Annotated in this window: 20 protein-coding genes and 6 pseudogenes; 17 read left to right on the top strand and 9 right to left on the bottom strand. The window is 68.2% G+C overall.

Features of this window, described 5'->3' with window-relative positions; translation table 11 throughout:
- A partial coding sequence (cimA, locus tag ABZZ38_RS28145; protein WP_356744961.1) for a citramalate synthase occupies positions 1 to 1,132 on the bottom strand: 1,132 nt, incomplete at its 3' end.
- Between the two features lie 406 nt (positions 1,133 to 1,538).
- Here cimA and ABZZ38_RS28140 point away from each other — a divergent pair.
- Together ABZZ38_RS28140 and ABZZ38_RS28135 are read left to right on the top strand one after the other, a co-directional pair.
- Positions 1,539 to 1,710: pseudogene (locus tag ABZZ38_RS28140) on the top strand (XRE family transcriptional regulator); the annotation flags it as partial.
- Positions 1,711 to 2,336: 626 nt separating this feature from the next.
- Positions 2,337 to 3,863 carry an RICIN domain-containing protein gene (locus ABZZ38_RS28135; RefSeq protein ID WP_356744959.1) on the top strand — a complete coding sequence of 509 codons (1,527 nt, stop codon included), beginning with the start codon at positions 2,337 to 2,339 and terminating at the stop codon, positions 3,861 to 3,863.
- A gap of 56 nt (positions 3,864 to 3,919) precedes the next feature.
- Here the strand turns inward: ABZZ38_RS28135 and ABZZ38_RS28130 are convergent, their stop codons facing one another.
- Together ABZZ38_RS28130 and ABZZ38_RS28125 are read right to left on the bottom strand one after the other, a co-directional pair.
- Entirely contained in the window at positions 3,920 to 4,420 is a 501-nt protein-coding gene (locus tag ABZZ38_RS28130) for a hypothetical protein (protein ID WP_356744957.1), read from the bottom strand.
- Positions 4,421 to 4,461: 41 nt separating this feature from the next.
- Entirely contained in the window at positions 4,462 to 5,556 is a 1,095-nt protein-coding gene (locus ABZZ38_RS28125) for a hypothetical protein (protein WP_356744955.1), read from the bottom strand.
- Between the two features lie 371 nt (positions 5,557 to 5,927).
- Here ABZZ38_RS28125 and ABZZ38_RS28120 point away from each other — a divergent pair, with 371 nt between their 5' ends.
- The 5 genes and pseudogenes from ABZZ38_RS28120 to ABZZ38_RS28100 all read left to right on the top strand — a co-directional run bounded on the left by ABZZ38_RS28120 (position 5,928) and on the right by ABZZ38_RS28100 (position 10,238).
- A complete protein-coding gene (locus ABZZ38_RS28120) occupies positions 5,928 to 6,647 on the top strand; it encodes a hypothetical protein (protein WP_356744953.1) in 720 nt (239 codons plus the stop codon).
- 64 nt (positions 6,648 to 6,711) lie between these two features.
- Positions 6,712 to 8,550, top strand: a complete 1,839-nt coding sequence (locus tag ABZZ38_RS28115; RefSeq protein ID WP_356744951.1) for an RICIN domain-containing protein — start codon at positions 6,712 to 6,714, stop codon at positions 8,548 to 8,550.
- Positions 8,551 to 8,584: 34 nt separating this feature from the next.
- Positions 8,585 to 9,235, top strand: a pseudogene (locus ABZZ38_RS28110) (ATP-binding protein).
- Positions 9,236 to 9,296: 61 nt separating this feature from the next.
- Positions 9,297 to 9,638 (top strand): hypothetical protein, encoded by a 342-nt coding sequence (locus ABZZ38_RS28105; protein WP_356744949.1) that lies wholly within the window; start codon positions 9,297 to 9,299, stop codon positions 9,636 to 9,638.
- 147 nt (positions 9,639 to 9,785) lie between these two features.
- On the top strand, positions 9,786 to 10,238 hold the full coding sequence (locus ABZZ38_RS28100) for an NUDIX domain-containing protein (RefSeq protein WP_356744947.1): 453 nt from the start codon (positions 9,786 to 9,788) through the stop codon (positions 10,236 to 10,238).
- Between the two features lie 468 nt (positions 10,239 to 10,706).
- On the opposite strand, the gene ABZZ38_RS28095 is transcribed toward ABZZ38_RS28100, so the two are convergent.
- From ABZZ38_RS28095 to ABZZ38_RS28085, 3 genes are all read right to left on the bottom strand, one after another.
- Positions 10,707 to 11,135 carry a hypothetical protein gene (locus ABZZ38_RS28095; protein WP_356744945.1) on the bottom strand — a complete coding sequence of 143 codons (429 nt, stop codon included), beginning with the start codon at positions 11,133 to 11,135 and terminating at the stop codon, positions 10,707 to 10,709.
- Positions 11,136 to 11,365: 230 nt separating this feature from the next.
- Positions 11,366 to 12,088 carry a dienelactone hydrolase family protein gene (locus ABZZ38_RS28090; protein WP_356744943.1) on the bottom strand — a complete coding sequence of 241 codons (723 nt, stop codon included), beginning with the start codon at positions 12,086 to 12,088 and terminating at the stop codon, positions 11,366 to 11,368.
- 179 nt (positions 12,089 to 12,267) lie between these two features.
- Positions 12,268 to 12,594 carry a hypothetical protein gene (locus ABZZ38_RS28085; RefSeq protein WP_356744941.1) on the bottom strand — a complete coding sequence of 109 codons (327 nt, stop codon included), beginning with the start codon at positions 12,592 to 12,594 and terminating at the stop codon, positions 12,268 to 12,270.
- Positions 12,595 to 12,814: 220 nt separating this feature from the next.
- On the opposite strand from ABZZ38_RS28085, the gene ABZZ38_RS28080 reads away from it, so the two are divergent.
- The 3 genes from ABZZ38_RS28080 to ABZZ38_RS28070 are packed head-to-tail and all read left to right on the top strand — an operon-like array spanning position 12,815 to position 15,160.
- Positions 12,815 to 14,167 (top strand): hypothetical protein, encoded by a 1,353-nt coding sequence (locus ABZZ38_RS28080; protein ID WP_356744939.1) that lies wholly within the window; start codon positions 12,815 to 12,817, stop codon positions 14,165 to 14,167.
- Positions 14,168 to 14,195: 28 nt separating this feature from the next.
- Positions 14,196 to 14,696 (top strand): hypothetical protein, encoded by a 501-nt coding sequence (locus tag ABZZ38_RS28075; RefSeq protein ID WP_356744937.1) that lies wholly within the window; start codon positions 14,196 to 14,198, stop codon positions 14,694 to 14,696.
- A 2-nt stretch (positions 14,697 to 14,698) separates the two neighbouring features.
- Positions 14,699 to 15,160 carry a hypothetical protein gene (locus tag ABZZ38_RS28070; RefSeq protein ID WP_356744935.1) on the top strand — a complete coding sequence of 154 codons (462 nt, stop codon included), beginning with the start codon at positions 14,699 to 14,701 and terminating at the stop codon, positions 15,158 to 15,160.
- Positions 15,161 to 15,569: 409 nt separating this feature from the next.
- On the opposite strand, the pseudogene ABZZ38_RS28065 reads toward ABZZ38_RS28070, so the two are convergent.
- Positions 15,570 to 16,106 (bottom strand): annotated as a pseudogene (locus ABZZ38_RS28065) (transposase); the annotation flags it as partial.
- On the opposite strand from ABZZ38_RS28065, the pseudogene ABZZ38_RS28060 reads away from it, so the two are divergent.
- Positions 16,100 to 16,414 (top strand): annotated as a pseudogene (locus tag ABZZ38_RS28060) (transposase); the annotation flags it as partial. The pseudogenes ABZZ38_RS28065 and ABZZ38_RS28060 sit on opposite strands and share 7 nt — an antisense overlap.
- 4 nt (positions 16,415 to 16,418) lie before the next feature.
- Here ABZZ38_RS28060 and ABZZ38_RS28055 read toward each other — a convergent pair.
- Positions 16,419 to 16,778, bottom strand: a complete 360-nt coding sequence (locus ABZZ38_RS28055) for a hypothetical protein (protein WP_356744933.1) — start codon at positions 16,776 to 16,778, stop codon at positions 16,419 to 16,421.
- A gap of 71 nt (positions 16,779 to 16,849) precedes the next feature.
- On the opposite strand from ABZZ38_RS28055, the pseudogene ABZZ38_RS28050 reads away from it, so the two are divergent.
- The 3 genes and pseudogenes from ABZZ38_RS28050 to ABZZ38_RS28040 form a co-directional block, all read left to right on the top strand.
- Positions 16,850 to 17,076: pseudogene (locus ABZZ38_RS28050) on the top strand (RHS repeat-associated core domain-containing protein); the annotation flags it as partial.
- A gap of 24 nt (positions 17,077 to 17,100) precedes the next feature.
- On the top strand, positions 17,101 to 17,298 hold the full coding sequence (locus ABZZ38_RS28045) for a hypothetical protein (RefSeq protein WP_356744967.1): 198 nt from the start codon (positions 17,101 to 17,103) through the stop codon (positions 17,296 to 17,298).
- 148 nt (positions 17,299 to 17,446) lie between these two features.
- Positions 17,447 to 17,623 carry a hypothetical protein gene (locus tag ABZZ38_RS28040; protein ID WP_356744931.1) on the top strand — a complete coding sequence of 59 codons (177 nt, stop codon included), beginning with the start codon at positions 17,447 to 17,449 and terminating at the stop codon, positions 17,621 to 17,623.
- Positions 17,624 to 17,918: 295 nt separating this feature from the next.
- Here ABZZ38_RS28040 and ABZZ38_RS28035 read toward each other — a convergent pair whose 3' ends face one another.
- Positions 17,919 to 18,248: a hypothetical protein gene (locus ABZZ38_RS28035; protein WP_356744929.1), complete on the bottom strand. Its 330-nt coding sequence runs from the start codon at positions 18,246 to 18,248 to the stop codon at positions 17,919 to 17,921.
- Between the two features lie 164 nt (positions 18,249 to 18,412).
- On the opposite strand from ABZZ38_RS28035, the pseudogene ABZZ38_RS28030 reads away from it, so the two are divergent.
- The 3 genes and pseudogenes from ABZZ38_RS28030 (at position 18,413) to ABZZ38_RS28020 (ending at position 20,952) form a co-directional block, all read left to right on the top strand.
- A pseudogene (locus ABZZ38_RS28030) lies at positions 18,413 to 18,969 on the top strand (XRE family transcriptional regulator).
- Between the two features lie 511 nt (positions 18,970 to 19,480).
- Positions 19,481 to 20,053 carry a hypothetical protein gene (locus ABZZ38_RS28025; protein ID WP_356744927.1) on the top strand — a complete coding sequence of 191 codons (573 nt, stop codon included), beginning with the start codon at positions 19,481 to 19,483 and terminating at the stop codon, positions 20,051 to 20,053.
- An 89-nt stretch (positions 20,054 to 20,142) separates the two neighbouring features.
- Positions 20,143 to 20,952, top strand: coding sequence for a hypothetical protein (locus ABZZ38_RS28020; RefSeq protein WP_356744925.1), 810 nt, complete (start codon positions 20,143 to 20,145; stop codon positions 20,950 to 20,952).
- Positions 20,953 to 20,955: the final 3 nt, after the last annotated feature.

The following is a 20,955-nucleotide window of genomic DNA, read 5'->3' as shown; positions in this document are numbered from 1 at the left end:
CCTCGTACGTGTACCCCTTGAGCTCGCGCTCCTTGACCCGCTCGACGACCCGGCCGACCAGGGCGCGGTCGCCGCCGAGGTCGATGCCGAGCTCCCTGCTCTTGAGCTCGACGGAAGCCCGCCCCGCCATGTCGGAGACGAGCATCCGCATCGTGTTGCCCACGCGTTCGGGGTCGATGTGCTGGTAGAGGTCGGGGTCGACCTTGATGGCGGAGGCGTGCAGGCCCGCCTTGTGTGCGAAGGCGGAGACGCCGACGTACGGCTGGTGGGTGTACGGGGTGAGGTTGACGACCTCCGCGATTGCGTGCGAGATCCGGGTCATCTCGGCCAGCGCGCCGTCGGGCAGCACCCGCTTGCCGTACTTGAGCTCCAGGGCGGCGACGACCGAGAAGAGGTCGGCGTTGCCGACCCGCTCGCCGTAGCCGTTGGCGGTGCACTGGACGTGGGTGGCGCCCGCGTCCACGGCGGCGAGGGTGTTGGCGACGGCGCAGCCGGTGTCGTCCTGGGCGTGGATACCGAGCCGGGCGCCGGTGTCGGCGAGCACCGTGGCGACGACGGCCTGGACCTGGGCGGGGAGCATGCCGCCGTTGGTGTCGCAGAGGATGACGACGTCGGCGCCGGCCTCGGCGGCGGCGCGTACGACGGCTTTGGCGTACTCGGGGTTGGCGCGGTAGCCGTCGAAGAAGTGCTCGCAGTCCACGAAGACTTGGCGGCCCTGCTCGCGAAGGTAGGAGACGGTGTCGGCGACCATTTCCAGGTTCTCCTCCAGGGTGGTGCGCAGCGCGAGTTCCACATGGCGGTCGTGGGACTTGGCAACCAGCGTGATCACCGGGGCGGCGGAGTCGAGGAGCGCCTTGACCTGCAGATCGTCAGCGGCCCGGGCGCCAGGACGGCGCGTGGCGCCGAAAGCGACGAGCCGGGCGTGCTTGAACGCGATCTCCTGCTTCGCGCGGGCGAAGAACTCCGTGTCACGTGGATTGGCCCCTGGCCAACCGCCCTCGATAAAGCCCACACCGAAGTCATCCAGATGCTGCGCGATGGTCATCTTGTCCGCGACGGTGAGGTTGATGCCCTCACGCTGTGCGCCGTCGCGCAGCGTGGTGTCGAAGACGTGAAAGACGTTGTGTGTCATGGCGGGTGTTTCCTGTCCAAGTCTGCCAGGCCGGGGTAAGGCCGCTGCTCAGGGCTGTTGATGGAGAAAACAAAAAGACCCCTCGCGGAATGCGAGAGGTCTGCGTGCGGGCGGTGAGCCGCCTGGGAGGGATCGCCCCCAGGTCACCTCGGTGCCGGCACGCTGGCGCTAATAATGAACTGGCGCTGCATGGCGGGCATTCTCACACGAACCCGCCACCGCGGAAAGGTCATCTCACTATCCGGGCACGCCGTCCGGGCCGACGCCTGAAAACTCACCGAGCTGAGCCACCGCTCGCTTGGCGGAACCTGAAGCCGATACGCCCCCGGTGACCACACAGGGTGAGTTGTCGCTCCACTCCAGTTGGCATGCCTCGTCACTCGGGAAAAGTGAAGCCCAGTTCGCGCAGTACGCGGCCCGCCTCTTCGAGGCCCAGGAGGCCGGCGCCAGCGACCAGCAGCTCCAGCAGATCGTGGCCGAAGGGCTCAAGGATGTACTTCCAGGACGGCGGCCGCCGTGCTGGAAGCCTGGAGGAGGTCTGGTTTACGGACGCCCAGCACCTGGAGTTCGAGCTGTAGCAGCTGCTCCCCGAACAGCCCGCGAGCCCCGGATGTGACTGAGCACTACAGATGGCTCAGGAGCACTGGATCTGTCGGTCTGTGCATTTGAGTTGGCGGGCAGGATAGCGCCCCAGAGGGCTGACCTGGGCTGTTTCTCCGAACTCTCCGCTTTCCCTCTCGCGGGCCGACGCGGCGAGGTTCGCGGCCACCGCGCGGGCGGCCGCTGTGGCCGGTTGGTCCTACTTGTTGGTGGTGGGCTGGCGTCCACACGCGGCGGAGGTGATCGAGGCGCTGGCTGCGCGACGTCGGACGACGCAGGACCGACTTGGCCTTCAGAGCCGGTTGCTGGCCTGAGTCGAAGCGGGGCCGGTCCGGCTGGGACGGCTCGTGGCAGCAACGCAGGGACCCGCGGTCGCCCGGGCTCACCTTCTCCACTGACGCAGGTGGCCGGCTGTACGGCTCGCCGCGCCCGTTCGTCACCTCCCGGTACCGGCCGGGCGGCAGCCGATCAGGGGCCGCAGCTCGTCAACGGGATGCGAATAAGGCACTCAGAAGTGATTCTGCCGCCCAGAGACCCCCATGACTTGCTGGAATCAACTGACAACCGCCGTAGTGGGCGGTCGGTGAACGGTGAAGGGATGACAATGAGCACTGCCCCAACGGCAGCCACGGACGGTGAGCACTCCGCAGCGGCGATCAGCACGGTCGCGGGGACCGGAAGCGCCGGGTTCAAGGGGGACAACGAGCCGGCCGTATCAGCTCAGTTGAATGCTCCCTACGGTGTCGCGGTGGACAGCGCCGGAGCCCTCTACATCTCCGACTACAGCAACCATCGGATCCGGAAGGTCACCACGGACGGGAAAATCAGCACGTTCGCGGGGAACGGGTCCGCCGGAACCCGGGGGGACAACGGTCCTGCCGTCTCGGCCCAGCTGAACTGCCCGCGTCAGATTGCGGTGGACAGGGCCGGCACTCTCTACGTCGTCGATACCGGCAACCATCGGGTCCGGAAGATCACGGCCGATGGGACGATCAGCGCCGTCGCCGGCACGGGCAGCCCGGGATTCAGTGGTGACGGCGGCCTGGCCACGGCCGCCAAGCTGAACACTCCGCTCGGGGTGGCGGTGGATGGCACCGGCGTCCTGTACGTCACCGACTACGGCAACTGCCGGGTCCGGAAGATCGCGGCCGACGGGACGATCAGCACGGTCGCGGGGAACGGGTCCGCCGGCCCCGGGGGTGATGGGGGTCCAGCGGTTTCAGCCCAGCTGAACAACCCGCACGGGGTGGCGGTGGACGGCGCGGGCGTCCTCTACATTGCCGATGCGGACAATCACCGGGTCCGGAAGGTCGCGGCCGACGGGACGATCAGCACGGTCGCCGGCACCGGTAGCGCGGGATTCGGCGGTGACGACGGTCCGGCCACTTCGGCCCAGCTGAACCTCCCTTTGGCGGTGGTGGTGGACAGCGCCGGAAACCTCTACGTCTCCGAGTACAACAACCACCGGGTCCGGAAGATCACGCCTGACGGGACGATCAGCACCGTCGCCGGCACAGGTACCAAAGGCTCCGCCGGTGACGGAGGCCCGGCCGACTCGGCCCAGTTGCAACATCCGCGGGGTCTCGCTGCCGACTGTGTCGACACCCTCTACATCGCCGACCGGAACAATCACCGGATCCGGAAGGTCGCGTCGAAGCTGATGGCCGGGCTGCCCGACTCGGGCACAGTGGTCTCCTGGGCCAACGTCCGGAGCAGGCTGCGGATGGGAGTCCTGCGTGAGTCCACCCAGGACGGTGCCGAGATCCACCAGTCCCTCGCCTCCCCCAGGGCCCACCAGCAATGGCGGCTGATCGCGGCAGGCCAGGACAGCGGCGAAATCCTGTACAGGATCGAGAACGTGCGCAGCGGCAAGGTCCTGGAGGTCGTCGGAGGAGGGACGGCAGACGGGGCGGTGGTCGCGCAGCGCGCCTACGAAGGAAGCGCCGCAGATCACCAGCAGTGGAGGCTGATCCCCGTGGGCTCCGCGACCGACACTCCGCGGGTGTACGAGATCGCGAACCGCAACAGCGGTCTGCTGTTGCGCGTCGACACCAACGCCCCCACGGTGGTCAAGCAGTACGGGGCACAGGGTGACCACCGCGACCGGCAGTGGCAGCTGCTCCCCGTGTGACACATGAACGAGTGGTCAGGGGGCTTCTCGCCCCCTGACCACTCGTTCATGTGGGCCTACTCGGAGTCGGACGGCTTCTCAGCGGTTGCCTTGGGCGCCTTGGGGGGCTCCTCGGCCTTGGGCGACGCCGGGGCCTCGGGAGCCTTGAAGTCGCTCCTCTTCGGCGGCTGCAAGCCCTCGTCCTTCTGCAGGTCGCTGTGCTGCGTCACCGTCTCGCTGGACTTCTCCATGCCGGCGGCCGCCGCCGTGGATACCGAGCTGGGGTCCTGGGCGTACTCGGCCTGCGCGCCGGCGGATTCCTGCGTGGTCTGGATGAAGGAGGCGAGGAAGCCCAGGACGGCCCGCGCTTCGGGCGACTGCTCCTGAACGATCTTCGCCCGGTGGGAAGCACCATGGATCCCGCTGGTGAACAGGCTCGTGGTCGTGTCGTCGTATGTGTCGTCGTCCGCGTCCTCGAAGTCGACGCCCGCGCCCGGTTGCGGCTTGTCGCGGTCGGTGGTCACCGAGAACAGCCCGGCGCCCTTACCCGCGGAGCCGAAGACGTTGCTGAACACCATGGTCGTCACCTCTGGTCGTTGTGGCGGCGTCAACCGCCCGCTCACGGCTTCTTGTACAGGTCTCGTTGGCTGTCGGTCAGGCTCTCGCCGTCGAACATCGTGTGGTGGACCTCCAAGGCGGAGACGACCTCGGCCAGACCCTTCATGCGGAAGCCGCCGCCCGCCAGGTCGAGGTCATTGATGTCGCGGGCGACCAACTGGTCGAGCCCGGGGTAGTCGTCCGGCTGAGGGGGAGACAGGACGGCCACCGGCACGGCGTACTTCACCGCGAGGAGCCCGGAGAAGGTCACCGGGATCTCGTAGGTGTACTGCTTGAGGGCACGGCGCTGCGTGACGATGGTCTCGACGCGGGAGCCCGGCGGGACTTTGCCGGAGATCTGTGATTTCGAGGCCCAGCTGGTGGTCAGGGAACCGCCGACGGAGGCCGCGATGCCCTGGGCCAGTGCGGCGTTGAGACCCGCGGTGCCGGTCGCGCTGCCCGTGGTGGTGAAGTCCACCGAGCCGGTCATCGTGGCCGAGGCGGAGTTCGTCATTCCGTTGGTCACCGCCGTGTCGACGGTGTTGGCGTTGTCGACTCCCATGCTGTCCTTGCTGTTCTTGTTGGTCACCGTGTTGGCGTTCTTGTTCGCCATTTCGTTCTTGAGCTGCGTCCCCAGCTGTCCCTGGAGGTTCAGGCCGAGCTTGTTCTGCAGCTGCAGTTGCAACTGTGCGCTGACGCTGCCGCCGAAGGTGAGCTTGGAGTCTCCCGAGAGTGACCAGGTGGCCCCGTTCGACACGTTGAAGTCGACCGAGTCGGTGAAGGTCATCTCGGACTGGCTGCGGTTGACGTAGGTGCGCGAGGAGAACGTGTCGGGCGGGGGCTGGGTGATGTTGCGCCGCTCCTCGATCAGCGGTTCCCCGAGGTTCATGTAGGCGAGCCAGCCCAGCCCGTACGCGGTGCCGGGGAAGGAGCCGAAGCTCGACTTGTTCACGGAGAACCCGACGGGCTTGTGGCGCACACCGTAGTCGTCGACATAGACGAGGTTGGGGTGCTCCAGGATGGACTGCCAGGTCTGCTCGATGTTGAGTTCCCGCAGGTTTTTCTTCGTCAGCGGCTGGCGCTTGGCCCGTTCCAGGTTGTACGCGTTGGAAGGCAATTTCTGTCCTCGACTGATCTGGCCGAAACCGCACTCGGTGAAATGGCAACAGGAATCTGCAGACGTTCCGGAAAGCGAAACTAGCAGGGGCCCATTGCCCAAGAAGGCAACCCTGGGTTTCCACACTCAAACGGGTGATCAAGATTTTCTGGTTGCCCTCGATCACCCGATCGATAATCATCCCGGGCCCCACGCTGGTGTCGTGACCTCGAATGTTGCCACTTTGGCCGTATTTGATTCGGTCATGCATTCGCTTGCGAAGTAGCTTCCATCGCGGGTGATTGAGCATCCGGAAACGCCGCGTGATAAACCATTTCACTGAGCGCCCGAGGCGTTGTTCTCCACATCAAGAACAGGTGAGGTTTGCGGCGATGTACACCCAAGAACGCACGGCAATGGCGAATTTGGTGGTCGGCGGCCCGGTGGCGGTGAACAGCTACGACAACGCGATCGTGGCCGCACTGGTCGAGAACCGGCCGGTCATGCTCGTCCACGCCTTCAACGGCGGCTACCTGCGGCCCGCCGAGCTGAAGGCGGACAGCCACGACAAGGGCGTCAAGCTGGCCACCGCACTCGACCCGGCCACCAAGGACGCACAGGGCCACCTCTGGCACATCAGCCCCGGTGGCTTCTTCGGGCAGCGGCCGCTGTACTTCATCGAGAGCGCCGCGGGCCAGGTGTCGCCCCAGCCCGCCGGCACAGCCGAGGCCGGCGCCGGGCGCGGCGACGACGGAGCGCCGAAGCCGCAGCGCAGGCGCATCACCGCCCACCAGGACGCTCCCAAGAGCACGGCCGACACCGTCCAGGTCGGTCTCCCCGGCAAGGTCGGCGACAAGTGGCGAGGGAAGAACGGCGCGACCGAGGACACCCAGCTCTGGGTCGTCACGGTCACGCCGTGGGGCGGCATCACCTTCGTGCCGATCACCCACCCCGACGCCATCCTCGGGTTCAAGGACCACGCGGTGACCGCCGACAGCGAGGTCCGTCTCACCTACAACTGGGGCGGGGACTTCACCGGGACGGTCATCAACACGTTCTACCCGCGGCTGCCCAGCGAGTGGAACGTCCCGTACCACCACGTCTTCACGTGATCCGCGGCCCCCGCGGCGCACCCGTCCCGAGCCAACGCCCCAACCGCCTGGAAGAGGCACCACGATGCCCGTCCCCACGCAAGAACTGAAGCTGGAGATCGTCAACGCCGCCACGGGGGAAACCCTCGGCGCCAAGGCCGCGCCGAGCGTGGACGGGGCGCTCGTCGTCCGCGCCTACCCCCATGGCGGCCCGAGCCCGGAGCAGTGGCAGCTCACCCCCGTACCGGCGGCACAAGCCGACCGGGCTTATGTGATCCGCAACGCCCTCAGCGGCAAGGTTCTCGACGACGACCCCGCCGCGGTAGACCGGGGCGTCCGCCAGTGGGCCGTCGCGGCCGGCAAGAAGAGCCAGCAGTGGTATGTCGTCCCCGCCGACGGCCACGCGGGCCTCTACTTCATCGAGGGCGCGGCCGGCGGCGCTGTTCTCGACCTCGCCGACCCCGGGAAGGACGACACCCGGATCGTTCTTCGCGAGTACGACGACAGCTCGGAGAGCCAGCGGTGGCGCCTCGTTCCGGCCGAACCGGAGCGCACCAGCGACCTCGTGCTGAACTGGGCGCCGCTGAGCCACTGGAACAGCCGCCAGTCCTGGCGACTGACCCACAGCGGAACCACCCTGCGGCCGGCACCCGGCGCGACGCCCTCCTTCAGCAACGTACTGCTGGTCCTGGAGAAGTTCGGAAGCGACCAGGACGCCGGCGGGTGGAAGACGGACGGGTCCAACCGCTGCCCTGTTGGCCAGGCGGGCTGGTGGGCGGGGCTCGGCGAACGGTTCCTCGCCGACACCACAGGAACAGGGCTCGCGGACATCGTCGGGCTCAAACCCGCAAAGGGGGCTGTGACCTCGTCCAGCAGAGGGGATGGGACGTTCGACGACGACGAACGGGTTCTGCACCCACCCGCGTCCTCCGCGAGTCCCTCGGACCTGTGGACCCTCGCGGACCTCACGGGCGAGAGCCGTCCCAGTGTCGTCGTGCTTTCCGCCGAGGGTGTCCGGGTGTCCACAAAGGACGGGGGCGGACAGTTCGCGCCCGCGGGCGGCGAGTTGGTCCTCAAGGCGTTCGGCCACGGCACGCAGGCCGGCAGTTGGCTCGTCGGCAACCACCCTCGGTTCCTCGCCGACACCACCGGCGACGGCAGGCTCGACATCGTCGGCTGCCACGACGACGGCCTCTGGGTATCACTCCAGAACGAGGAAGGAAAGTTCGCACCGCTCGCAGGTGAACCCGCCCTCCGGGCATTCGGCCACAGCGAGGAGGCCGGTGGCTGGCTTGCCAGCAAGCACCCTCGGTTCCTCGCCGACACCACCGGCGACGGCAGGCTCGACATCGTCGGCTGCCACGACGACGGCCTCTGGCTATCACTCCAGGACGGGGAAGGGACGTTCGCCGAGCCTCTGTACGTCCTCGACGACTTCGGGGTCAACCAGGGGTGGAGCTCAATCGAGGAACACCCTCGGTTCCTGGTCAAGACCACCAGCGACGGACCACTGGACATCGTCGGCTTCGGCCCGCAGGGCGTCGTCGTCGCACGCGGGCGCGGCGATGGCACCTTCGAGCCCTCCCAGCTCGTCCTGAACGACTATGGGCAAGCCCAGGGGTGGACGGGCGAGAAGCACCTCCGGCTCCTCGCCGACGTCACCGGCGACGGCAACCCCGACATCGTCGGCTTCGGCAACGAGGGCGTCTGGGTATCGCACTGCCGCGACGGCGGCCAGTTCGAACAGGCCCAGCTGGTGTGCCGCGGGTTCGGGTACAACGATGACGCAGGCGGCTGGCGGGTCGACCGCCACCCCCGCTTCCTCACCGACATCACCGGCGACGGACGCGTCGACATCGTCGGCTTCGGCGGCCCGGGAGTGCACGTGGCCCGCAACCTCTTCCGCCGCTTCAGGACCCGGTAACCCCGAGGACACCCACAGCCACATCACGACGAGTGTGCGCGACTGGGGTGTGCCTGGAAGGTGTGCTCGTGCTGGCCCACCGAAGTGTCTGGTCCTGCAGGACCCAGTCCCTCCCGCGCATTCACTTGATCGTGAAGTTCGAGCAGCAAGTCACCCTGGAGGAGTTCGACTTCACCGCTTCCTCGAAGCTGCCTGCGGACAGATCCGTGACCTCGGCGCCCTGCGCTGGCTCCACTCCGTCGAGTCGGTCATCCTGTTCGGACCCGTCGGAGTCGGCAAGACAGACGTCGCCCAGGCCCTCGGTCACCTCGCCGTTCGCCAGGGCGCCCACGTCCGATTCGCCAAGACCAGCCGGATCCTCGCGGACCTGGCCGGCGGCCACGCGGACCGCACATGGGACGAGGACTCATCCTCGACGACTTCGCCATGCGCCAGCTCGGCGCCTCCCAGGCCGAATGACCTCTACGAGCTGGTCAGCGAACGGTAGGGCAGGTCCCTGATCATCACCAGTAACCGGGCGCCCAGCGACTGGTATCCGCTCTTCCCCAACCCCGTCGTCGCCGAGTCACTCCTGGACCGGCTGATCAACACCAGCCACCAGGTCATCATGAACGGCCCCAGCTACCGCCCGAACACGCGCCCCAAGAACCCGACCGACAAGCCGGCCAAGCCCACGATCACCTAGGACCGTGTCCCGGAGGGTCAGTCCGGCGAGGATGTCGGTCCGGGATGAGATCGTTTCCCGCATGGCCGACACAGACGAAGCAGAATCCGACGTTGAACACGCCGTCATCGCTCGATATCGACTGGCCGATGACGGCCTTGGCGAGTCAAGCCAACGGGAGGCCGTCCGCCAAGCCCAGTCCCTCCTGACCGAGGCGATCGAGCAAGCCGACGTCGGCGAGTTCGACGGAAACGAGTACGGAGGCGGCGAGGTGGTCCTCTACGCCTACGGACCGGACGCCGATGCACTCTTCGCTGTCATGGAACCCATCCTGAACGACCTGCCGTTCCGGCCAGCACACGTCGTCTTGCGCTACGGCTCCGTCGATGACCCATCGGCTGCCGAGCATCGCATCGAGCTCTGACCAGACGAGTCACCAGCCCAGCCAGACGGGCACCTGGGGAATTACGTGAACTTACCCCTGGGGGATTACGCGAACGTCCACAACCGCACCGTCACACAGCCCAGTTAGAGAGATCATGACTGACAACACCAAGCCGACCCGCCCCTCGTGAACGTTCACGTCCACGTCCTCGTCCGGCAGGGCGACAAGCTGCTCCTCTCCCAGCGCGGGGGACCATACGGATACGGCCAGTGGCACGCACCGTCCGGCAAGCTCGACCCAGGAGAGACGCCCGCCCAGGCCGCCGCGCGGGAGCTGGAGGAGGAAACCAGCCTCCGCGCCGACCCGGCCACCCTCACGCTGCTCCACACCGTGGTCCACCACCAGGGCGACGGCACGCCGGACCGTATCGGCTTCTTCTACGAGGCGACGCGGTACACCGGCGAGCCCATCAACCGGGAACCGGAGAAGTGCCTGGAACTCGAATGGTTCGCTGAACACGCCCTTCCACAGAACCTGATCGCGTACCCCGCTGCTGGGCTCTACGGCAGCCTCAACAAACCCGGCGGCCTGACTTTTCACAACTGGCCCGAACAGGAGGGAGAGAAGGACCGGGTGTGACCGTTCATACCGGTGCTTTGCGACTTCCCGAACTGCGTCCTGCCCAGCTACACCGTGAGCGCGGAGCGGCAGGCCCGGAGGAAGTGACCGGAGCGGCCGGCGGGCCGGCTTGCTCCGTGCGAGCCAGGTGACGCAGGCAAGATGTCCCGTTCCGCCTGCGGGGCCCGCGTACGCGGGGGATGGTCCCCATGACCAGGGTGCCCAGAACATGCAGCAGCTCGCGCTGCGCGCTGAGGCGCGCCATGAGAGGGCTTATGGGCGTTGTATCCGTTTCGGTGAAAGTGGTATGTCATCCGAGTGTCGGCCCATAGAATCGCTGGTCAGGAAGACTGCTCCCCGCGCGTGCGGGGGTAGTCCGGGGGGTTCACACCTCCGGTAGTACCTCCGGTGCAACTTTGGGTCCGCCTGTGCGGACAACTGTTGGTGCAACCCTCTTCGAGGGCGCCCGCCGGCAGGCTTGCCCAGACTTCACCAACCGCCCGAGCCGTCGAACTGGCGCAGGAAGTCGGCCAGCTGGCGGCGCTGGCGCTGCTCTACGGCGAGCTGCCGAGCGAGCTGGGAGCGGTCGATGTGGGCTTCCACCGCTTCGAGGACCAGGCGCTGGAGCTCGGCCGGTTCGAGGGCCTCAACTTCCCACTGGACCGGCTGGTCAACGTCGAAGCCGTACCGCTGCGCGAAGGCCGGCCACCGCGGGTCGTCCCGTTTGCCCTCGGCAGCGGGAAGTCCGTAGGCCTGCATCTGGTCGTAGGTGAGGAGGACGCGCTTGACCCGGGACCAGCAGCCGGTGCGTGCGATCCAGTCGCGTTCGAGTCCTCGCCGGAGCAGTCGAAGTCTCCGATGCTTTTCTGGGGCTTCGTGGGTGTGCGATTGGAGTTTCCGCAGCTCAGGAGCGGTCACGAGCACTGTAGCGGATGCAACAGGTGTGGTGCAGGGGCTACTCGCCTTCGCCGTCCGCGGTGCATCGGGCGATCTTGAGGTGGGACCGGAATACTCAGAAATCTGCCGCAACGATCGGTAAGGCTGGTCAGCAGGCGGCCGAGCCTGGTGAGGGAGCGCCGGCCACAAACCGGAGCGGTGGCGGTCGACCGGCCTGGTTCGCGGCCCGGAATCGCGAATTGCCGACCAGATCATTCCGTTACGGGAAGGCACTCGGCGAGCAGGTCGACGACGTCGTGCCAGACTCGCTGCGCGTGCCGTGGGTGGTAGCCAACGCCGGGGACCACGAGGTGGTCGACCGGCGGGTGGTGGAAGGCGTGCAAGGCGCCGCCGTAGACCACGAGGCGCCAGTCGACGCCTGCGGCCTGCATCTCGGCGGTGAACGCGTCCCGTTGCGCGGGCGGCATGATCGGGTCATCCGATCCGACCCCGGCCCACACCGGGCAGCGGATGCGCGCCGCCTCGCCCGGTCGGCCCGTGGTAGTTGCGTTGACTGTCCCGATCGCCCGCAGGTTGACGCCGTCGCGCCCGAGTTCCAGCGCGATGGCGCCCCCGGTGCCGTAGCCGACGGCGGCGATCCGGTCGGGGTCGGTCCGCGGTTCGGCGCGCAGCACGTCGAGCGCCGCGTGGCCGATGCCCCGCATCCGGTCGGGGTCGGCGAGCAGCGGCATGCAACGCGCCAGCATCTCCTCGGGGTTACCCAAATAGCGCCCGCCGTGAAGGTCGAAGGCCAGCGCTACGTATCCCAGCTCGGCAAGAGCATCGGCCCGGCGGCGCTCGACGTCGCTGAGCCCCATGCCCTCTGGCCCGAGCAGCACCGCGGGCCGGCGGTCGACACCGGCCGGGACGGCGAGGTGCCCGATCATCGTCAGACCGTCGGCCTGGTACTCGACCGTGCGCGTCGTAATCGTCATGAGACTGGACCGTAGTGATTGTCGAGCTCGGTCGGGCCGGTGTTCACCGCTGGCAGAACAGCGCGGGTATGCCTCTGAAATGCGGCGATGGCTTACAGGATCCGTCACAGACCCCGTTCCCGACAACCCGGTTCCCGGCCGCTGAGAGACCGGGACCGGGTTGTTGCGGGCGCGTGCGCTTACCCGGGCGGGTTGGGTGAGCGGTCGGCGTGGCGGTTGAGCCGGGCCATGAGCTCGCGGTTTGCAGCGCGGGCGGCGGCGAGGTCGTCGTCGCGTTCCTGGAGTTTCAGTTCCAGGTCGATCGCCTGCTGTTCGAGGGTGGTGATCCGGGCCTTGAGCTGCTCGGTGTCATCGGGGCCGCCGATGCCCACCTCGCGCCAGACCTGCTCGCCGAGTGCTTGGCTGAGGCGCTGTTCGAGGCGGCGGACCTGGGTGGCGAAGCGGGCGGTACGGGCGTCAGCGGCTTGTCCGAAGACAGAGCAGACCACGTGGGACAGCCAGGTCAAGACTCTCATGGGTCGGCTGGCGGCGGAGAAGGGCGCCCTCAGGGGCACCGCGAAAACGTTCGGCGAGTACGAACTCGACCGGCGTCAGCAGTTCAGTGGCCCTCAGGCCCGACATCAGCACGTACTGAACCACTGTCACGCGCGCAGCGGCACGACGGCCTGACTGCGCAACGCTTCGATGCTCTCCGGGGGACGGCGCATGCTGACGTACTACGAAGTCATGACGACTGACTTCGGGCTCCTCTCGACCGCCGCCGATAAGTGGCGGGAGATGGCGGGCGAGTTCCACAAGGTCGAGGAGCGCTACCGGGACAGCGTTCAGAAGATCACGATGGACCGTACCTGGCTCGGCGAGAGCGCGAGCGCGGCCCAAACGAACTTCGCCGCGACGCGTTACGAGTACCAGACTGCACAAGCGCAGGCCAAGGCAATCGCGAGCCTGCTGCGGGCCGCTCACGAGCAGTTCACCGACCTCAAGAAGAGAGTCGAGAGTGCCCGGGACGATGCGATAGCCGCCGGAATGACCGTCTCCGAGCAGGGACGCGTCGCCTTCGACTTCTCCAAGCTCACACCCGCCGAGCGCAGCGCATACCACCACGATCCCGGCGGTCAGACAATCATTCGTGAATCTGTCGCGACGTGGCAGCAGCACATTGACGACCGTGTGAAGGCCGTCTCCGAGGCCGACCAGGCCGTCAAGACCGCACTTAGCGCCGCCGTTGTCGACAGCAACAAGGACGCCTTCGGCAAGGGCGACGACGCTACCTTCAACGGATTCAACGCCCACGCCGAGGGGGACCTGGCGAAGGCCGGGGCGTCGAAGGCGGACGAGGCCAAGACGAAGACCGACGGATGGACGTCCGAGGGTACGGCCTCGGCGAAGGGGCCCAGCGCCGAGTTCAAGGTCACCGGGCCCAAGTACGGCAAGGAGGGCTCGGTCAAGGCCGCCGCCGACCTCTTCCACGTCAACGCCGAAGGGTCGATGACCAACGGGGACTGGAAGCTCTCCGGGGTCGCCGATGCCTACGGAGGCGCCAGGGCTACCGCGAACTTCGGCTTCACCGACACGGGCCTCAACGCCAAGGCCGAGGCGTCCGTGGGACTCCGCGGGCTCGCCGAGGGCCGGGCCGAGTATGGTCCCTACGCTGCCGTCTATGGACGGACCGAGGGCTTCGCCGGCGCCGAGGCGAGTGCCGGCCTCAAGGCGGGCAAGAACGGCGTCGTCGTCAACGCGAAGGCGTTCGCCGGAGGGAAGGCCTCCGTGGCCGGAGGCGGCGAGATCGCCGGCATCGGCTTCGGCGCGACGGCCGAGGGGTGGGCTGGTCCTGGTGCGGAGGCCAAATGGGGCTTCGAGAAGCACGACGACGGCGTGTACAAGTTGGGCGGCAAGGTGGGACGGTCCCCCGCTCTCGGCGGCTCCGTGGGACTCGAGTTCACCGTCGACCCGGACAAGGTGTCCAAGAGCGTCGGCGACGCGGCCGACGCGGTGGGCAACACGGTCGGGGACGGAGTCGACACGATCGGTGACGCCGCCGGCTCGGTCAAGGACACCGTCGGCGGCTGGTTGTCCTGATGTACTTCCTGTGGAAGGAGGGCCCACGATGCCCATGAAACTGCCGGTACCGATCGAGTTCCGCCTGCCGGAGGGCTGGCTCCCGGCCGCGCCCCCGGACGGGATCGACGTCCCAGGGGTGGCCTTCGCCGCGGTGCATCCGCACCCGGACCGCGGGTTCACCGCCAACATCACCGTCGCCGGAGAGGTTCCGCAGGACTCGGCGACCCTGGCCGAACTCGCCGACGCGTCGGCGCAGCGCCTGCGCGAGGTCGTCGAGCCGGTCGTCGTGACCCAACGCCGCGAGGTCGGGTTCGAAGACGCGCCCGCCCTGACCCAGCGGCTGACTTTCTCGGGCGTCGTTGGCGACACGCAACACGACCTCGTCCAGTCACAGGTGTTCCTGACCTTCTCGGATGTCCTGAACCCGCACCGGCGGGCGGTGATCCGGCTAGCCCTGACCGCCACCGCGGACCAGCACAACGAGGCCCTGGGGGACTTCCAGGAGTTCGTGCGCACGGTTCGCCCGGACACCGGGGCGGGAGCGTAGCGATGGGCCTCCTGGACAACTACTTCGGCACTCGGCGCCCCGACGAAGGCGTAGCACCGCGTACGTCCCTGGAGGTCCGGTCAGCGTTGCTGGCGCTCAATGGTCCAGGCGTCCCCTTCGTCGTACGCAACGGGACGCCGAAGGAGGGCGACCTGGTGGCCGAGTGCCGGCTTCCCGAGCTGCGCGTGCGGCTCTGGACCCGGATGCGCTTGGACGCGGCGAAGCACGAGGTGCGGGCCGTAGACGAGCAGTGGGAGGTCTCGCTAACCGAGCACGTCCTCGGGCAGCGCTCCCGCGGGCCGGCGAACGCGGTGTACCGGGTGTGGGGAAAGGAGACGGGGCCCGACGGTCGCGAGCGCAGGGTTGAGACGTTCCGCTTTGAGACCCGGGAGATGAAGGACCCCCTGCGCCAGGCCGTCCTCGACGCCGGCTGGACCTGGCGTGGTGTGCTGTTGCGGCTCTGACCGCCCATGGCCGTCAACCGGTCAGGATCGGAGAAGCCCCGGCGACCCGCCCGGTCCTGCGTCCTCGGCGTGGGAGGCGTATTCCCACACCGGCAATCTCGGTCACCGGGCGGCCCCGTGTCTCGCGACAGCGGAGTAGCAGGGGTGCGCCACCTGGTGCGCGGGTGTTTCTGCCACCGCTGGCGGAGACGCCCGCTTAACTGCTCGTTTCAGAATGAGTAGAGCCGCGGGTCATGGCTGGCTCTCCACCTTTGACGACCGACACTCAGATGGCGATGCGCGCCACGAGACTGGGCCGAAGCCTGCCAGGTCCCAAGCCACGCTCTTCACCTTCTCCCCGGCGCTGAGGGGAGTGGGAGGGGTGTGCAGAGACGACGTCCCCCAACTCCTTCCGCTGCTGGACGACGTCCCATCGCGGGTAGCGGCGGACCTGGTGCTCATCCAGCCCGACCAGCCCCTTCTCAGTTTGGAAGGTCTCCTCCACCCGCCATCTGGAACCTGCGACCTTGACCAGGGTGGTCAGGGATGTCGGCGTGGTGTAGTCAGCGGTAGTAGGCGAGTTCACCGGTGCTGCGGTTGCGGCGGATCAGCAGCTGGTGGCGGCCTGGGGCTGCCTCGGCGAGGTCGACGACGGCCCAGTCGTAGAACCGCTGCCCCTTCGCGCCGGGCCCGGCCGAGAGCTTGTGCCAGGCCCGCTTCGGCACCTTCTTCACCAGGGCATCGGCGCGGAACTTGCCTGCGCCAGTGGGCGCTTCGGCCGAGCGGGCCACCGCGAGGACATAGCCGATGCCGCGTTCCTCCAGAGCCGTACGAAGTCGTGAGCTGCCGCCCCGTAGACCTCGTCCCCGGTGACCCAGCCGACGTAATGTCCGGCGTCCAGAAACCGCTCGATCATCGTGCGGGCCAGGTCTGGCTTGGTCGCGAAGACAGTATCCCCTCCGAGTCCGTGTCCGTCCCGATCGGGTGCGGGCGGACAAGGCGTACGCCTCCCGCAGAAACCGCGCCTACCTGCGCCGCCGCGGCATCCGCTGTACCATCCCCGGCAAGACCGACCAGGCGCGCAACCGCCGAAGGCTCGGTTCCCGCGGCGGCCGGCCGCCGCGCTTCGACTCGGCCGACTACCGTGAGCGTCATGCGGTCGAGTGCGGGATCAACCGCGCCAAGAGGAACCGCGGGGTCGCCACGCGCTACGACAAGCTCGCCGTCCGCTACGAGGCGACAGTCCTGGTCGCGGCGATCAATGAGTGGCTGTAATCCTTCACTGAAAGGGCATGGGGGCCCACGGCAACGCCTCCCGCCATCCCTGCCGATCGTGCGCCCAGCCCATCATCACCTTGGCGGTCGACTCTTCCGGGCCGAACACCTCATGGAGCCTTGGAACATGGGCCTGGTAGTGCCTGTCCGCACTGCCTTCGCGGTACTCGACTTGATAGCTGTAGTCGTCATTCAGGTACACCTGAATGTAGTGCTGATCCACAGGCTCCAGATCGAGTCTTTCCAGGATCACAAACCGGTGCGACAGGTTCATCTCAGACAGCAGGTCACCCAGGGCTTCCTCGGTCGGATCGTCCACGGTACGACCACCCGCTTCGCCTACACGCAGTACTGGCTTCAGCATGCACGCGACTGTACCGACCCACAGGATCCAGCTGCCCAGCAGTGCACTTCCGCACCAGGCCCTAGAAGGTCTACAGCCCCCGCGGCGTGCGCCTGCTGGCCCGCTCCAGCGAACCCGTCGCCCAGCCCTACCGGTTCGCCGGCGGCTACCAGGACCCCACCGGCTCTACCACTTCGCCGCCCGCTACTACGACGCCAACATCGGCCGCTTCACCCAGCCCGACCCCTCCGGCCAGGAAACCAACCCCTACCTCTACGCCGAAGGCGACCCCGTCAACCGCATCGACCCCTCGGGGCTCGGCTGGCTCCAGAAGGTAGGAGACGTGATCAGCGACAGCGAAAGCATCGTGGGGGCCGCCACGGGCTGCATCGCCGGCCTGGGCGCCGCATCCGAGACGGGAATCATCCAGGCGGCGGGCGTCTTTGGCGGCGGGATCGGCGCGGTGGGCGCGGCAGTCGGCAGCTGCGCGCTGGGCGGCGCCATGGGCTACGCGGGCATGGACATCATCAGTTACGGGTGAGTATAGGCGGACACCCATAACTGACCGATAACAACCTCTGTCGCGGCGGCGGATCGCATCCGCCGCCGCGACAGAGTTCCGCACGACAAGGACAGCAGCAGCTGTTCCCGCAGCGAATCCCGACAGATCCCGGGTGAGGAGAGAACCGATGAACGACAAGGTCAAGCTGCAGGTTTTCGCAGTCGTATGTCTCGTGGTGTCGATCGTCTGCATTGTGGTGGGACTACGGACCGGTGATGTGGTGTACCTGGTCTTGGGCGGCTTGGGACTTCTGGGAATGGCTATGCTCGCGTTCGGAGTGCTGCGCAAGAGGCGATCCTTCTGAGAGTGCGTTACGTGACCTGATGTCCGGGAGGGAGTGGACTGGTACGGTCCGCCACGGCTGGTACGGCGGTCAGCACCGCTTCTCCGAGACGCGGACGAACCTCCTGCTCATGGGCGTGCGCCTGTACAACCTGGCTACCAGCCGGTTCCTGTCGAGCGACCCCGTGCCGGGGGGTAGCTGTAACGCGTTTGACGACGTGTGCGCCGATCCGGTCAACAGCGAAGACGTAACCGGGTGCGCAAGACTGCGGCCGGGCTGATCGTCCCCCGGCCCGGCTGGTGGACACGGTGCCGGGTCAGGCCTTGAGCGGTGAGCGCTGGCGCAGCGCCGCACTCGTTGCGACCGTCGCTCTGCCGTCGGCCTCGGTCGGGCTGGTTCCGGCTCCGGCCTGTTCGGCGCGCTCGACGACGGCGGCCGCCGCGACAGGCACGACGGCGAGGATCTCCGCGCACTCCGGGTCGAGCTGGGCGAGCGCGCCGGCCAGGACCTCGAGGGCTGCGGCCACGTCCTCCACCGCGCCCAGGCTCCACCGCGACGGATCGGCGGCGTCGGCCAGCGTGCACGCCGCGACGACGGCCTCCTCCGCCAGCGCCTCCAGCTTGCCCGGCTCGGCTCTCAGCTTCATGTCCCGCCCAACGAGATGTGATCGCGCAAGGTCGTGCGCGCTCTACGAGTGGCGGGTACTGGCGCGCAACCGCTGGCGGAGGGAGCCCTCGAATGGCTCCTGCTCACCGTCGCCCACCTCGGCTGCCTCGCCGCAATGGCGCTCATCCTCGGGCAGTAGCGCCCGTGAGCCTGTTCGGGGACGGCCTGGAGGCCGCCGTGCAGAAGGCGTTCACCCGCCCGGCGCCGAAGTGGGCCGGCGCGCAGATGCGCTACCTGGTCAAGTAGCTCAAGAGCACCAAGGCGGTCGCCCAATGCTGCGGGTCTCCCAGCGCACCGTGGAGCGGTACGTGAAGGACCAGATCAAGAAGCCGCGCCCCGATCTCGCCGCGCGCCTGGAGCGCGAGGTGAAGAAGCGGTGGCAGCCGCAGATTAGGGCCAAGGCCCGGCAGAAGGCGGCCACCACCGGCGGCATCGTCGTCGATACCCAGGCCCGCATGGGCTACGTCGCGCCGATCGGGTCGACGGATGAGGACCGCGTCCGGCACCTGACCGTCGCCCTGCCCCCGCAGTACGCGGCCCGCCTCTTCGACGTCCGGGAGGCCGGCGCCAGCGACCAGCTGCTCCAGCAGATCGTGGCCGAAGGACTCAAGGAGGTGTACTTCCAGGACAACGGCCGCCGCGCCGGCTCCCTGGAGGAGGTCCGGTTCACGGACGTCCAGCACCTGGAGTTCGACCTATAGCAGCCGCGCCCCGAACAGTCGGCGCCCTGGACCCATGTGGTCAGGGGCTCGCTCGCGTATCCGCGGGGGGTCGTATGTTCATGCACGCGATGCTCTGTCCAACGACGCCGCGACGTCCCGGTCACCTGCACTGCGCCGGGTCATTCCCACACACCCTCGTGGAGCTGCCCGGGGCCAGGCCGGTCAGCGTGGCGAGCCACGCGGTGCTCGGCGACAGCCAGGGCGTAGCGGGTGAACTCCTCACGGTGCAGATCCTGTACGACGGACCAGACCGGGGCGAGGGCCGTCTCATACGCGGCCTGCTGGGCGCGGTGCAGGGTGCGCCAGGCCGGGACCCTCCTCTGACACCCCCTTCACGTACGCGCCCTCACGTACGCACCGGAACCCGGCCCGCTGTGATCCACGGTGCGGAAATCCCCTGCGTGCGCCGCCGCTTGGGGCTGTAGGGTGGCGGGCGACCAGTACATGAGAGCTCGCCTCGGGCGGCTCTGCCCACAGGGGGATTCACCACATGCGCACGTTCGCAGCCGCTGCCGCGGTCTCGTCCGCGATCATTCTCGGCCTCTCCACCGCCGCGCCCGCCGGCGCCGTCGAACTCGACGGCGCGGTGGACGCGGCCGCCGTCTCGGAGGTCCTCACGCCCGCCGACCTCTCGGAGGAGGGGGCCATCTTCGGCGTGGAGGGCCCGGACTCCGCCGCGGTCTCGCAGCCGCAGGGCGCTCCGAGCGCTGGCGTCTTCTACACCAACGGCGACAACGTCCACATATCCAGCACGGCCCCGGCCGCCGCGTCCGGGCACGGCTGGTGGGTCAAGATCAGCGGCCCCGGCACCAAGGCCAAGGTCACCATCGAGCTCCAGGCACTGGACTACCGCGACAACAAGTGGAAGACCGTCGCCACCGGCAGCAAGACGGTGTACTCCGGTACTGGCAGCGCCAACCGCGCCGCCGCCCGCAAGGTCTGCACGAACCGCATCATGCAGGTGCAGTGGCGCAGCCGGATCGACGTGGACATCGTCGGTGTCAACGACTCGCCGGAGAAGGCCATCACCAAGACCCAGAAGCTGTGGTGCGGCGCGTTCTGACGCCCTGACGCAGCGTTCTGACCTCACCTCGGTGTCCTGCCCCGCGATCCGGGGCAGGACACCGCCCAGTGGAGCCCGAGGAGATCGCCGTGCCGGAAGCCTCCCTGCCCGCGCCCATGATCATGGGTGTCCACGGCGTACTCGCCCTCCACCCGTGGGTGGACGCCGAGACCGAGGACGTCTTCGCACTCGCGGTCAGGCGTACGGTCGCCTACGGCTGGAGCTCCTTCCACGCCGCAGGGCCGCACGGCGTGCGCTGGGGCCACAACGACGCGGGCGGCGACTGGGGACAAGAGGGGCGCGCCCGCCGGACAGGGAAGGACGAGCGGGTGCGCCAACTCGCCTGGCTCCAGGTCGACGTCGCCGACGCACCGCTGGGGCAGCGCCTGCCCGTGCTCCCGATGGCCACCGTGCTCGGCGACGCCCTCCACCGCGTAGGCGGCTTCCGCCTCACCGGCCTGCACACCGTAGCCCCCTTGTACGAGGCACGGGACGCCCGCGCCGACCTCGCGGCGGCCGCCGAATGGTTCGCCCTCGCGGATCCCGCCGGCTCGGCCGGGTTCACCGTCTCGGTCGCCGGCACGAAGACCGCCGGCCTCCCCGGCCGGGTGCCTGAGATCCTCGCGGCCGTCCGGGAGCGCTCGTACGGGCACCTCGCCCTCGAGCCGGAGCCGTCCGATGACGCCGCCCCGGAATCCGGCTTGGCGCTGCCGCTGGCCGGGGAGACGGAGACGGGCCACCTCCGGTACGGGCAGTCCTTCCGTTGCACCACCCGCGAGTGGTCGCTGGACTGCGCCGCCTGGGTCACCGAAATCCTCATCGACGCCCTCCGCGCGACGGGCGTCACCCAGCCGGCGCTCATCACGGTGTCGAAGCCCCCGCGCGCCGACGACGCCTAGGCT

Origin of the sequence: Streptomyces sp. NPDC006368, assembly GCF_040612535.1 — a bacterium.
Taxonomy (GTDB): Bacteria; Actinomycetota; Actinomycetes; order Streptomycetales; family Streptomycetaceae; genus Streptomyces.
Note: the sequence above shows the minus strand (reverse complement) of the source record. Positions and strands in the feature narration are given on the sequence as shown.

Coding starts and splice junctions, on each gene's coding strand:
- ABZZ38_RS28135 (WP_356744959.1), top strand. CDS start 2,337: ATGAGCACTGCCCCAACGGCAGCCACGGACGGTGAGCACTCCGCAGCG.
- ABZZ38_RS28130 (WP_356744957.1), bottom strand. CDS start 4,420: ATGGTGTTCAGCAACGTCTTCGGCTCCGCGGGTAAGGGCGCCGGGCTG.
- ABZZ38_RS28120 (WP_356744953.1), top strand. CDS start 5,928: ATGTACACCCAAGAACGCACGGCAATGGCGAATTTGGTGGTCGGCGGC.
- ABZZ38_RS28115 (WP_356744951.1), top strand. CDS start 6,712: ATGCCCGTCCCCACGCAAGAACTGAAGCTGGAGATCGTCAACGCCGCC.
- ABZZ38_RS28105 (WP_356744949.1), top strand. CDS start 9,297: ATGGCCGACACAGACGAAGCAGAATCCGACGTTGAACACGCCGTCATC.
- ABZZ38_RS28090 (WP_356744943.1), bottom strand. CDS start 12,088: ATGACGATTACGACGCGCACGGTCGAGTACCAGGCCGACGGTCTGACG.
- ABZZ38_RS28080 (WP_356744939.1), top strand. CDS start 12,815: ATGACGACTGACTTCGGGCTCCTCTCGACCGCCGCCGATAAGTGGCGG.
- ABZZ38_RS28075 (WP_356744937.1), top strand. CDS start 14,196: ATGCCCATGAAACTGCCGGTACCGATCGAGTTCCGCCTGCCGGAGGGC.
- ABZZ38_RS28070 (WP_356744935.1), top strand. CDS start 14,699: ATGGGCCTCCTGGACAACTACTTCGGCACTCGGCGCCCCGACGAAGGC.
- ABZZ38_RS28055 (WP_356744933.1), bottom strand. CDS start 16,778: ATGCTGAAGCCAGTACTGCGTGTAGGCGAAGCGGGTGGTCGTACCGTG.
- ABZZ38_RS28040 (WP_356744931.1), top strand. CDS start 17,447: ATGAACGACAAGGTCAAGCTGCAGGTTTTCGCAGTCGTATGTCTCGTG.
- ABZZ38_RS28035 (WP_356744929.1), bottom strand. CDS start 18,248: ATGAAGCTGAGAGCCGAGCCGGGCAAGCTGGAGGCGCTGGCGGAGGAG.
- ABZZ38_RS28025 (WP_356744927.1), top strand. CDS start 19,481: ATGCGCACGTTCGCAGCCGCTGCCGCGGTCTCGTCCGCGATCATTCTC.